The sequence below is a fragment of the Arenibacter palladensis genome (genome assembly GCF_900129275.1).
Classification (GTDB): Bacteria; Bacteroidota; Bacteroidia; order Flavobacteriales; family Flavobacteriaceae; genus Arenibacter; species Arenibacter palladensis.
On record NZ_FQUX01000003.1, the window covers coordinates 14,470 to 27,723 of the forward strand.

11 protein-coding genes are annotated in these 13,254 nt (G+C 38.9%); all 11 read left to right on the top strand.

The genetic code is table 11. The features are described 5' to 3' along the window. The first annotated feature begins 2 nt into the window (after positions 1-2). The 11 genes from BUA60_RS10070 (at position 3) to BUA60_RS10120 (ending at position 13,131) form a co-directional block, all read left to right on the top strand. Positions 3-857, top strand: coding sequence for an SDR family oxidoreductase (locus tag BUA60_RS10070; protein WP_072861665.1), 855 nt, complete (start codon positions 3-5; stop codon positions 855-857). A gap of 10 nt (positions 858-867) precedes the next feature. Next, positions 868-1,596, top strand: coding sequence for an SIP domain-containing protein (locus BUA60_RS10075; RefSeq protein WP_072861666.1), 729 nt, complete (start codon positions 868-870; stop codon positions 1,594-1,596). Next, positions 1,596-2,747, top strand: a complete 1,152-nt coding sequence (gene egtB, locus BUA60_RS10080) for an ergothioneine biosynthesis protein EgtB (RefSeq protein ID WP_072861667.1) — start codon at positions 1,596-1,598, stop codon at positions 2,745-2,747. The genes BUA60_RS10075 and egtB overlap by 1 nt, the downstream gene beginning before the upstream one ends. Then, positions 2,744-3,691: an L-histidine N(alpha)-methyltransferase gene (egtD, locus tag BUA60_RS10085; RefSeq protein WP_072861668.1), complete on the top strand. Its 948-nt coding sequence runs from the start codon at positions 2,744-2,746 to the stop codon at positions 3,689-3,691. Before egtB ends, egtD begins: the two co-directional genes overlap by 4 nt. Before the next feature lie 80 nt (positions 3,692-3,771). Further along, positions 3,772-4,611, top strand: a complete 840-nt coding sequence (locus tag BUA60_RS10090) for a hypothetical protein (RefSeq protein WP_072861669.1) — start codon at positions 3,772-3,774, stop codon at positions 4,609-4,611. Positions 4,612-4,824: 213 nt separating this feature from the next. Further along, entirely contained in the window at positions 4,825-6,102 is a 1,278-nt protein-coding gene (locus BUA60_RS10095) for an alpha/beta hydrolase family protein (protein WP_072861670.1), read from the top strand. 155 nt (positions 6,103-6,257) lie between these two features. Then, the gene (locus tag BUA60_RS10100; RefSeq protein WP_072861671.1) at positions 6,258-8,222 is read left to right on the top strand and encodes a glycoside hydrolase family 97 protein; all 1,965 of its coding nucleotides are present in this window, start codon (positions 6,258-6,260) and stop codon (positions 8,220-8,222) included. 269 nt (positions 8,223-8,491) lie between these two features. Next, on the top strand, positions 8,492-8,992 hold the full coding sequence (locus BUA60_RS10105; RefSeq protein WP_072861672.1) for a GNAT family N-acetyltransferase: 501 nt from the start codon (positions 8,492-8,494) through the stop codon (positions 8,990-8,992). A gap of 153 nt (positions 8,993-9,145) precedes the next feature. Continuing rightward, on the top strand, positions 9,146-10,867 hold the full coding sequence (locus tag BUA60_RS10110) for an amidohydrolase (protein ID WP_072861673.1): 1,722 nt from the start codon (positions 9,146-9,148) through the stop codon (positions 10,865-10,867). A 25-nt stretch (positions 10,868-10,892) separates the two neighbouring features. After that, on the top strand, positions 10,893-11,228 hold the full coding sequence (locus BUA60_RS10115; RefSeq protein WP_072862048.1) for an avidin-fold protein: 336 nt from the start codon (positions 10,893-10,895) through the stop codon (positions 11,226-11,228). A 310-nt stretch (positions 11,229-11,538) separates the two neighbouring features. After that, positions 11,539-13,131, top strand: coding sequence for a response regulator (locus BUA60_RS10120; protein WP_143153166.1), 1,593 nt, complete (start codon positions 11,539-11,541; stop codon positions 13,129-13,131). Positions 13,132-13,254: the final 123 nt, after the last annotated feature.

Below are 13,254 nucleotides of genomic sequence, written 5' to 3' on the forward strand. Positions count from 1 at the left end.
CCATGAAAATTGCAGTAACATCCGTTAGCGGACAATTAGGGGCTTCAATAGCAAAAGCATTGATTCAGGAAATTGGTAAAGAAAACATAATAGGCATTGCACGCACACCTGAAAAGGCCATAGATCTGGGTGTGGAAGTAAGAAAAGGCGATTACAATAGTCGTGAAGATTTTGATGCAGCCTTAAAAGGAGTTGATAAATTGTTACTGGTTTCAGGAATGGACCAACCTCAAAAGAGAATTCAGCAACACCGTAACGTAATTGAAGCCGCAAAACTAAATGGAGTTCAAAAAATAGTGTACACCAGTATTGTAGGTGATGAAAAAAATACGGCATTTAGTCCGGTGGTACAAAGCAATCGCCAAACGGAAGAAGATGTGCGCAACTCTGGATTACAATGGATTATTGGCAGAAACGGCATTTATGTTGAACCCGACTTGGAATATATGGATACCTATGTAAAAGAAGGTAGAATTACCAACTGCGCCGCAGACGGAAAATGTACTTATACCAGTCGTGAGGAATTGGGTTTTGCCTACGCACAACTACTTTTAAATGATGGGCTTAACGGACAAACCCTAAATCTTGTTGGAGAAGCCATCACCCAAACGCAATTGGCGGAATATATCAATCAGGTGTATAAAACCAATTTAAAATATACTACCGTTTCCGTTGAAGACTACAAAAAAGAACGCCAGGCAGCTTTGGGAGAATTCCTTGGAACCATCATTGCAGGTATTTATGAAGGCATAAGAAATGGTGCCAACGAAGTGGTTTCAGATTATGAGAAAGCTGCCGGCAGACCACATAAGTCACCCTTGGCCATGATAGAGAATTATCATAAAAAGCATTCATAAAAACAAAGGCATGAGTTTAATTGAGACCATATTAAAATCCGTAGTATTAAAAGATGCTGTAATCACCGGGAAAGTGAAGCTTTCCGAGGCTGCTTATAAAATTCGCCTACAAAACGATATCATAGGCAAGATCAACTTTATTCCCGGTTCTTTCCTACGTATGGGGCTTGGAATTGGCAAAGACGAATTGTCCCTAAAGGACAAAATGAGAAGCTATAGCATTTGGGATATCAACAAAGACAAGTCATATATGGATGTAGCCATTGCTACCCACAGCAATGGTATTGGCAGTCAATGGATAAAAGAATGCAATGTGGGCGAAAAGATTTATTTTAAAACCAAAAAGGGTAACTTTTTAGCGGATGATTCCGCAGAAAGTTACATGATGGTTGGCGATCTCTCTGCACTATCACACCTTTATATAATTCGCAGAAATATAGGCAAAGACAAACAGGTGGAAAGCATTTTGTACAGCCAAAACAAACAGGACCTATTTCCTGACGTTGATGGCACCCTCCCATTCGATTTTTACGAATTGCCAGAAAATCCTTCCGACGAGATCATTGCCTTGCTACGAGAAAAAGTCGCTACTTTTAAAGGTAAAAGAATGGCATACATAGCAGGCGATAGTAGAGTTTGTGTGGCCTTGAACCGGTTTTTTAGACAGGAACTGCATTGGGAAACCAAACAGATTAAAACCAAACCCTTCTGGAATCCAGATAAAAAAGGACTTGAATAATGGATATTTTGGACCAGTACAAAGAAGTTCGTACTTATACGGAGCAAATCTGCAAACCACTCCAAACCGAGGATTATGTGGTGCAGGTAGCCGAATTCGCCAGTCCGGCAAAATGGCAACTGGCACATAGCAGTTGGTTTTTTGAAACCTTTATTTTGCTTCCACATCTCCCGGATTATAAGCTTTTCAATAAAGATTTCCCCTTCCTGTTCAATAGTTATTACAACAATGCGGGAGATAGGGTATTAAGGGCGAAACGCGGTAATCTTACCAGACCAACAACCGATGAAGTTTATGCATACAGACAATATGTGGATACTGCCATGGGGCAATTATTGAATCAAAAGTTGGATGCCGACATCGTTCAATTGGTCACTTTGGGCCTGCATCACGAGCAACAACATCAAGAGTTATTGCTGAGTGATATCAAATACATGTTTGGTCAAAACCCACTATTTCCTGCCTATGATTCCGACACTAGTTTATTGGACCAAGAAAGGAATATAGAAACAGGTAGCGTGAAAATCCCAGAAGGTGTATACACTATTGGTTACCAGGGAGAAGGTTTTTGTTTTGACAATGAATTGGGAGTCCACAAAGTATATTTGCACGATTTTGAGATTCAAAAAGGCTTGGTGACCAATGGCGAGTACCTTGATTTTATTAAAGCTGGCGGCTATAAAGATTTTAATTTGTGGTTGGATGAAGGTTGGTCATGGTTAAGGCAAAACCAAGTTTCAATGCCTTTGTATTGGCATGAGATAGATGGCCAATGGATGCATTATACCATAAAAGGATTTCAGAAAATAAATGAAAACGACATTTTAAAGCACATAAGTTTCTACGAGGCCATGGCTTTTGCAGAATGGACAGGCATGCGGTTGCCCACAGAATTTGAGTGGGAAATAGCTTCAGGCCAACTTAATTGGGGGCAGCGCTGGGAATGGACCAATAGTGCTTATTTGCCTTACCCTGGTTTTAAAAAAGCCGATGGTGCTATTGGCGAGTACAACGGCAAATTTATGATTAATCAAATGGTGCTTCGTGGTGCCTCCATGGCTACTTCACCAAAACATAGCAGGCCCACTTATCGCAATTTTTTTCACCCAAGTGCCCAATGGCAATATACCGGAATACGATTAGCAAAATGAACAAACAATTCGCCATAGATGTTAAAGAGGGGCTAAGTAAAACCCCAAAAAGGCTGTCCTCAAAATATTTTTATGACGAAAAGGGTTCTGCACTGTTTTCCGAAATAATGAAATTGCCCGAGTATTATTTGACCAATGCAGAGTTTGAAATTTTTCAAAAGAAAGCTTCTGAAATCATAAAAATTTTGGGCGTAACAAATCAAAAAAGCTTCGACCTTATAGAACTTGGTGCTGGTGATGGGTACAAAACCATTGAATTGCTTAGAGCATTGGACAGCTGCAATTTTCAATACCAGTATACCCCAATCGATATTTCCGCAAAAGCCCTACATCAAATTGAAGGAAATATCCAGCGGCAATTTCCAAAGAAAAAAATAAGCCCCAAACTAGGCGACTATTTTCATATTCTTCATGAATTAAAGGCCTCTCCCCTTCCTAAAGTGGTATTGTTTCTTGGTTCCAATATTGGCAATATGGAAAATGTGGAAGCCAATGCCTTCCTTAACCAACTTAGTGAAAACTTATCTAAAGGAGATAAAATTATCCTTGGAGTAGATCTAAAGAAAAGTAAGGACATTGTTCTACCTGCGTACAATGATAGTCAGGGAGTAACCAGTGCGTTTAACCTCAATCTATTGAGTAGAATAAACAGTGAGCTGGAAGCCAATTTTAATACCGATTTATTTGAACATACTCCTATGTACGACGAACAGGAAGGAGTGGCCAAAAGTGCTATAAAAAGTATTGTGAATCAAGAGGTGGAGATTAAAGGTTTGGACATGAAAGTAGCTTTCAAAAAAGAGGAACAGATCCACACCGAAATTTCACGTAAATACGATGACTCTGTAATTCAAAAAATCTGTTTAAATACGGGACTAAAAATTATTGGTAAGATCACGGATTCCCAAAACTATTTTGCCGATTATATTATTGAGAAACAATAATATAAAGAATAAAAATTTGGCTTACAAGAATAGGTCCTAGTCAAAATTACGTAAATTGGAACTTAATAAAATAGTTGAAAATGGTGTCAAGAACATTAATTATAATAGCGATAATATTATGGTCCTGCAGAAGTAATGACTTGGATAATGGGGCATTGCAAGCGGATAGTTTCAATATAGAAAAAGACTTCCTATTGGTACAGTATGATTGTAAAACCGATGTTGATGACCTACATACTATAGCTGCCTTTTTTACCCTCATGTCCGATCCCAATTTTTCTAAAATAAATTATCACGCCGTTGCAGGCACCTATGGTATTCAGAGTGGTTTATACGTCCCTCCCAATCCATTGTTAGAATTGGCATTTAAGGACAATTGGACGGATGCACATAATAATACACAAACCGCAGTGGAACAAGTTAGGTCCAAAATTACTGCAACCCTCTTAAACAAAGGTGATGTATGGATAGCCGAGGCGGGCCAATCAGACTTTACCGCAGAACTTATTAAATCCATTCAAGCCAATTTACCAGAAATAAACACCTCCGAAAATATACATGTGGTGCAACATTCTGATTGGAATGAAAAATCTACCTCTCCAGAGGATCTTGAATTTGTAAAGAAAAACACCGATTATCATAAAATACCGGACGGCAATGTCGTTGGTAATGGGACACCAGGGTTTCTGACAGCAGAATACACCCAGTGGAAGGATAAGATTACAAATCCGCAACTGATTGAAGTTTGGGAACTCGCTATTGAAATTTCAAATGAATATAACGGAAAGGATGGACGCTACAACAATAAGGCCATTTCACAAGGTGGTATGGACTTTTCCGACCTCTCTGAGGTTTGCTGGATTTTGGGAATTAATGATATTAAGGATACGGCTGAATTTTTTAATATCTATTCCAATTAAAAATTCCGCCCATCCTTAAGCAAATAATTTTGTAGAAAAGTCTAATTGAAGGTCACTGGTCTTTTGACTTTTGAAAACAACATCTACCTAATTTAATATTTATAAATTGGGCCAAGGAAATTAATGGTCTCCGTATTGACATTATCGGTTTGCAATTCATAGTTCCCCGTCACTCTATTACTTAACTTTTACAAGTTTATAAAGTAAATAAATATGAGATTTTTCGGACTTTTAGTAATTATTTGTTTAACGGCAACATTACAGGGCCAGTCTTTTAAAGGTAATATTAGTCATGGAAAAACAAGCTTTAATTATCAAATAGAACTTGCGAAAATAGAAGGTAAAACAAGGGCATTTTTTTCAAGTATGGCAATGAATGCTTTTGAAATACCCTGTCAAAACACAACTTATGACAACGGCTCCCTCAATTTTTATGTGATCAGTGATTTTTATACCTATGAATACAAGTTCTTGCCGTACAATCGGAACTTCAAAGGACAGTTAAAGGTTTATTCCAATGAAACAGAACAATTATTAAACACCTTTGAGACCGAGCTGACCCCTGATAATATAACGGAATCGGAGTTAATTGAAAAACAGGAATTAATCTTTGTTTCAAATAACCTGAAGCTTCATGGGACCTTATGGAAGCCTAAAAATCCAATAAAAAAGGGATTGTTTTACGTGACTTCCTCTCAAGGAAATGACCGAAGTGGTACCAATGCCGAAGCACAATACTTTGCAGATTTAGGGTACACTGTTTTTAATTATGATAAACGTGGAACTGGCAAATCTGAAGGGGATTGGCAATCCGCAACCATTGAAGAACTTTGTGCCGATGATATCAATGCCTTGGAATTCTTCTCCAAAATATCCTCACTGCCTTTATCGGAGATTGGTATTAAAGGAAGCAGTCAGGGAGGTATAAAGATACCTTATATCTTGTCTAAAGTGCCCGATTTGGGTTTTGGAGTCTCCATCAGCTGTCCCGGTGGAACCATTTTGGAAAGCGATTTGAACCATTGGAAAAATTTGAACTACGATCTGTTAGGAAAAGCTAATATTGATCGGGCTCTAAATGTTCAAAAAGCAGGATATGATTATCTCGCAGGCAATATTTCATACGAATCATTGCTTACGATAAAAAATGAAAACGGCAAGGAAAATTGGCTTAAGCATATATGGATTCCCGAGGAGGGTGTACAAAAGGATTATAAGTTGAATTTTAGTGGATTACCGTATTTTGAGAAAATAACACAGCCCATATTGGTAATTCAAGGATTATCGGATGAAATAATTCCCATGGATAGTTACAAAACCATCGAAAAAGTAATTAGTAAATCCAATTCAAATAATTATAAAGTCATTACTTTAAAAAACACATCACATTCTATGACATCCGTTAATAATGAATTTCCTTATTTTGAATTATTAACACCGGAGTATTTAACAGTAATTACCAATTGGCTCAAAGTAATTGAAGCTAGATAATTACTCCAAACAGTAATTGCTGAAATAATGGCCACATTATTGCTAAGATAAATGTCCCATAAATATTGAAAATTAGTAACTAATCCCGGTTCTTTGTCCAAAACACCCACGGTGTAAATTATAACCTAAAACCATCGAAAAAATCTTCTGGAATTATGATGATAAGACCCCTGCTTTTACTTTCCATATTTTTAGTTGTTCAGCAAACGTTTTCACAAAATTTTAAAATCAGCTCCCCGGACAAAAACATTCTGTTACATATTAAAGTTGATGGTACCATATCCTGGTCCGCTTCTTTAAGCGGCAATGTGTTGATCAAGGAAGCTAAAATAGGTATGGATTTTTCTTCAGGGGTAGATTTTGGGGTAAATTCTAAGGTAAAGGACCATACGATAGAAGAGTTTTCTTCCATGATCTACCCTGCAATATCCCATAAGGATGCTGAAATTAAGGATGAATATGTTCAATTGTCCATTAATTTCAAGGGGCAATATCAGCTAAGATTTAGGGCCTACAACGATGGGGTTGCTTATCAATTTATAGACAAGAATAAAAGGGAAAGAAATGTAATATCAGAAAAGGCCATGTTCACGTTTCCGGAGGGGGCAAAATCCTTTTTTCCCCAAGAAGACAGTATGTACTCGCACAATGAACGTTCCTATTTGAACAAATTTGTAAATGAAATATCAGCAGATGAGTTTTGTAGCTTGCCTGTAGTATTTGCAACAGATAGCGGAAAAGTGTTGTTCACCGAAACCGCCCTTCATGATTACCCTGGCATGTTTGTTAGAGGGAACGGGAATACCTCTGTAGATGCCCTTTTTCCAAAATTTGTACTGGAAGTGGAAGTTGATAAGGCACAGCCAGATCGCAACCAAACCATTACCCAGGAAGCGGAATATATCGCACAAGTATCAGGTAATAAGGAGTATCCTTGGAGAGTTTTTATAATGAGCGATGACGACCGCACCTTTGTAGAGAGCAATCTCACATATCAGTTATCGAGACCACAGGCCTTTAAAAACACGGACTGGATTAAACCGGGCAAAGTGGCATGGGACTGGTACAATGCCAATAATATTTATGGGGTCGATTTTAAATCAGGGTTAAACACGGCTACCTACAAATATTATATTGATTTTGCTTCTGCCAATAAGATAGAATATGTAATATTGGATGAAGGGTGGACAAAATCCACTACAGAAATCCTTGCTTTTAATCCGGATATAGACGTAGCCGAATTGATTAGGTATGGAAAGGAAAAAGGAGTGGACATTATACTTTGGACGCTTTGGAAACCCTTACAGGCCAACCTTGTCGAAATCCTTGAAACCTACAAAAGTTGGGGCGCCAAAGGAATTAAGATCGATTTTATACAGCGTAGTGACCAATATGTGGTGAATTCCTACGAGCAAATAGCAAAAGAATGTGCTAGACTGGAATTATTGGTTGATTTTCATGGTTCGTTCAAACCTTCGGGCTTAAGACGTGTATATCCCAATGTTATCAATTATGAGGGTGTTAAGGGCAGTGAAAACAATAAATGGAGCAAAGATGTTACTCCGGAACACAATGTGACCATCCCTTTTATCCGAATGGCCGCAGGCCCAATGGACTATACCCCTGGCGCTATGAGCAATAGACAAAAGGCCAATTTTGGCATTAGTGGTAAGCGACCTATGAGCATGGGGACACGGGCACATCAAGTGGCTATGTATGTGGTTTATGAAGCTCCCCTACAAATGCTTTGTGAATCGCCATCAAGGTACTATCAAGAACAAGAGACCGTAGATTTCATCACACAAATTCCAACAATATGGGATGAAACCATTGTGCTACAGGGTGCTATTGGCGATTATATAGCGGTGGCCAGAAGAAAGGGCGATAAATGGTATATTGGGGCTATGACCGATTGGACATCCAGGGATTTGGAATTGGATCTTTCGTTCTTAAAAGAAGGGAACTATGAAATGGAGGTATATAGGGATGGTATAAATGCCAACCGCTATGCAGAAGACTACAAAATAGATGTTATGGAAGTCAATAGGGAATCCAAAATCATTGCAAAAATGGCTCCAGGTGGTGGATGGTCGGCCATTATCACAATTCCGAGCGTTTAATATTAATTAATACCTCTTTATCACAAGGGGAAATGACATTTAAATACAATCACAATAAATTGTAAAATGGGATATCTTTGCCCTAGTGCTTATATCACCCTTTTATATCAATCAACAATAAACACAATGCCTCGAATTTACGTAAATTAGATGTGATAAATCAAGACTAGTAAGGAACCTATAGTGGATGCAAGTGAACAGAAACAACAAGACAATTGACTACATACCAAAATCAAAAATTTGAGAATTACTTGCTAACAAAAAAGAAAATGAAACTACCTCCATACTATAAATTTCCAGAAATCGATTCCGATACCTTTGTTCTACGGCAAGTTGAAATTGAGGATATTAAAGACATTGTTGAAATATCGTACTATAACTCCCAACCGGCTTTAACGGTTGGGGATGCAATAGCAATGCATGACGAAATAAACAAGGACTATGAAAACGGTTCGTCAATTCATTGGGGCATTGCGGACAAACGAACAAATGTAATAATGGGAACAATAGGCTATTATCGTGGTTTTGACAATGGCATTGGAGAACTTGGTTGCGTTTTAAAACCTGAATTCAGTGGAAAAGGTATTATGACTGCGGCAGTGAAACTTGCAGCCGAATTTGGAATTAACACTATCGGGCTTACAAAAGTTATAGCGATTACGACCAAACAAAACAGCAGGGCCGTAAAACTATTTGAGCGTCTCAACTTTATAAGGCAAGTAGATCTTCCAGAAGATGAAATTGAATTTCAGTACATTAAGGGTGACTAAGGAGCAAGTGCAAATCAGTTTACTTCCCAAGTCTTATGGGCCGATACTTAGTTTACTGAACTAAATTATTTATACTTTTAAAAACATTTCCTTTTAACATTGGATTGATTAACCTCTTAAAATTGTAAATTCAGATTTCAAAAAAAGAATATTATGCCATTACGAATCTCGCTATTCCTAGGAGCGATTATAACTTCCCTCCTTTTTCCCTCCTGTCAGGGCACAGTAAAAGAATCTGCAACCATGCTTATTTATGGAGGAAATATTTATACCGTAGATATTACCCAGCCCATGGTGGAAGCAGTAGCTGTGAAAGGCAACACCATACTATTTGCTGGTAGCCTGGCCGAAGCCGAGCAATACAAAAGCGACCAGACCCAACTTTTGGATCTAGAGGGCAAAACAATGACCCCAGGATTAATAGAAGGCCATGGCCATTTTATGGGATTGGGGTACAATGAATTGAATTTGGATCTCAGTAACACTAGCAGTTATCAGGAAATTATAGATGCCGTAGCCGAGAGGGTAAAAACGACAGCACCTGGAGAATGGATTACGGGTAGAGGATGGCATCAAAGCAAATGGAAAGAAATGCCTTCAGAAATGGTAAATGGCTTTCAAACACATGATTTGCTTAGTGAGGTTTCCCCGGACAATCCTGTTTACCTTGGGCATGCCAGTGGTCATGCAGGTTTTGCCAATGCCAAGGCCATGGAAATCGCTGGTCTATTGGAATTATCCAAGGAAGGAATAAACAAATTTGAGGTTGAGGGTGGCGAGGTAATGCGAGACGCTATGGGAAGGCCTACGGGTATTTTCAATGAGCTCGCCGTTAGCCTTATTACAAAACATATCCCGGACAACACCCCAGCAAAAAATATTGAGGCATTTGAAATGGCGGTTGCCGCCTGCCATAAAAATGGTATTACCGGTTTTCATGATGCGGGCATAGGCAGGGAGACCATTACACTTTACCAAGAAATGAAGGCTAAGGATAAAATGAAAATTCGCCTATACGGGATGCTAACGGGTTGGGATAAAGAGTTGATTAACGAATGGTATGAAAAAGGACCAATGATAGATCCCGATAATTTAGTGACGATTAGATCCGTTAAACTAAACTGTGACGGTGCATTAGGTTCCAGAGGGGCTTGGTTATTGGAATCCTATACAGATAGACCGGGGCACTTTGGGCACGAAACCCTGCCAATGAATTTTGTGGAAGAGACGGCACTCAATGGGTTACAGTACGGTTTTCAAGTATGCTCACATGCCATAGGCGATAGGGCCAACAGGGAAGTACTAGACCGTTACGAATCGGCCTTTGCCAAATTCCCACAATTGGCCACCGACCACAGGTTCCGTATAGAGCACGCACAACATTTACATCCCGAGGATATTCCACGCTTTGCCCAATTAGAGGTAATTCCCGCCATGCAAGCCATACACATGTCTTCGGATAGGTCTTGGGCCATTGACCGTTTGGGAGAACAGCGCATAAAAGAAGGTGCCTACATGTGGCAAAGCCTTTTAAAAAGTGGTATCCCCATTGTGAATGGCACCGATGTACCGGTGGAACCCCTAAACCCAATTGCGAGTTTCTATGCCAGTGTAACAAGAAAAACTTTACAAGGAACACCTGATGGAGGTTATGAGCCTGCAGAGAGGATGACAAGGGAACAAGCGCTTAAATCCTATACCTTAGATGCTGCCTATGGTGCATTTGAAGAAGACATTAAGGGCTCTATTACTTTTGGGAAATTGGCAGATTTTACGATATACGACCAGGATTTAATGAAGGTCCCAGAAAAAGAACTCTTGAACACGGAAATAGCCATGACCATTTTTGATGGCCAAATTGTATATACCAAGTAGGATTGATTTTAAATGTGATTATCCCATGAATTATAACAATAAAAAATTTAGAACTGTCCTAAACTCTGATAACGGGGAAACTTCCCCTGAAACTATTTTTCAATACAGGCAAAAAGACAATATTCTGACTTCTGATTATCAGGGCGGGCAAATTGTAAAAGGACATTTGATAGGGATGGTGGACAAGGAGGGCAATATAGATATGCGGTATCATCAGGTTAACGATAAAGGAGAATTAATGACCGGGGTCTGTAATTCAAGACCAGAAATTTTGTCCAACGGAAAAATCAGACTTCACGAAAGTTGGCAATGGACCAGTGGTGATAAATCCAGCGGAAAATCAATAATAGAAGAGATTTAAGTACCTAACCATATCGGAAAAATATTCCCATTTTCATAAAGTCCATTCCCCTTGCATCATTGGGTTGCCAATCTATAATGTAAGAATTTACTTATAATAAAAAAGGGATTTAGTCGTTCTAGAGAAGTGAACTCTATAATCATCGCAAAAATGGGGAGTTCGAGTGCCAATTGTGCACCTCTTTTGCGTTAATTTATTAAAACCAATGGCTGAATTCTCCTCTAGACGAGTAAAACTGGTATTCTGTTTATCAATTTTAACAACCCTGATATCCACAGTTTGGTTTTTTATTGCCAGGAGCTTGGATCTAATGGAATTGAGCACATATATTGGGGCTACAGTACCCTTTTTTATTATGTCAGCGCTTGTTTCAAAAAAAGGCAACCTCACCCTTTCACGCTTTATCTATATGATTGCCTTTAATTTAAGTGTAGCTATCACGGCTTCATTTATTGGAAAAGCAGGTAGTGTTGAGTTTATTTTGATGTTTGCCTTGGCGCTACCCTTTGTAACGTTTTCCTTTAGACGGGAAAGGAACTTTATAGTCTTATTTTCCGGACTTTCCATGCTACTTTGGTTTCTCTTGTATTACACAGATTTTAATCTGTTCACCAATATCCATATGGATGCTGAACTGGCTGGCAAATATGTTTATCCTGTCTCCATTGGCACCACTATTTTGTTGGTAACCTATCAGTTAATTTATTTCTCCTATATCAATGCCCAGTATTATTCCAGCATCCACAACCAGCGTGAAGAAGCCATAGAGGAATCCAATGCCAAATCCAGATTTTTGAGTATGATGAGCCATGAGATCCGGACACCGTTGAATGCCATTACAGGTCTCTCGCACATATTGGGGGATTCCAATCCAAGACAAGATCAAGTGCAGAATATAGAAGCGCTGAACTACTCAGGGAAGATTTTGCTGAACCTGCTCAACAATGTTTTGGATTTTAGTAAGATGGAATCCACTACAATTACTTTGGATCCGATTCCTACCAATATCATGTTGGCAGTAAAACAAATTAAAAAGATACATGAGCCCAGTTGTTTGCGTAAAGGCATTACCCTAGAATTGGAAATCGATGATGACCTTCCTGTCGTTCAATTGGATATAGTACGTTTTAACCAGGTAATAAACAACCTAGTTTCCAACGCCATCAAGTTTACCGATGAAGGAAGTGTAACCTTGAAGATCACAAAATTGAACGAAACTGCAGATACTGTCCTTTTACATACGGAAATAAAGGATACCGGTATTGGCATTGCCCAGGATCAGCATGAAAAAGTATGGCAGGCGTTTACCCAAGCTTCTACCAGTACAAATCGCTTGTATGGTGGAACCGGCCTAGGGCTGCCCATTGTAAAAAGTATCGTGGAAGCCATGGGTTCCCAAGTAAAAATTGATAGTGAGCCGGGTGTTGGCACTAGTTTTAATTTTGATTTGGAGTTAAAATTGGCCTCCAACGAGGAACTGGAACAAGCCACCCAGAAAAAAGTACATGATCTTAAGGGAAAAAGAATTTTGTTGGTTGAAGACAATCAGATCAATGTCATGGTAGGGAGGCAAATATTGGAGAAGGCCAACCTTGTAGTGGAAGTAGCTTATGACGGACAAGAGGCTGTAAACAAGGTTCGGGAAAATGATTATGATGCCGTACTAATGGATATTCAGATGCCGATAATGGACGGATATACGGCTTCCAAGGAAATTAGAAAATTCAATACAGTTACTCCCATTATGGCCCTATCCGCCTCAGTGTTTATGGAGGTAAAGAGCAAAATTATCGAAAGTGGAATGAACGGTTTCATTTTTAAACCTTTTGAGCCGGAAGCCCTCCTGGACAAAATTGAAGATGCCATGCAAACCAAAATTCCTGCTGATATTGTTGCCAATTAAGAAGACTGGTTTCGCATCAACGCAGTTATAGTGGTAATCCTAAAAATAGGCCAATTTTCACAAAACTAATCCGCAATTAAAAAGGTAAAGTTTACTGTATCTTAATGCTCCGATCATGAAAAT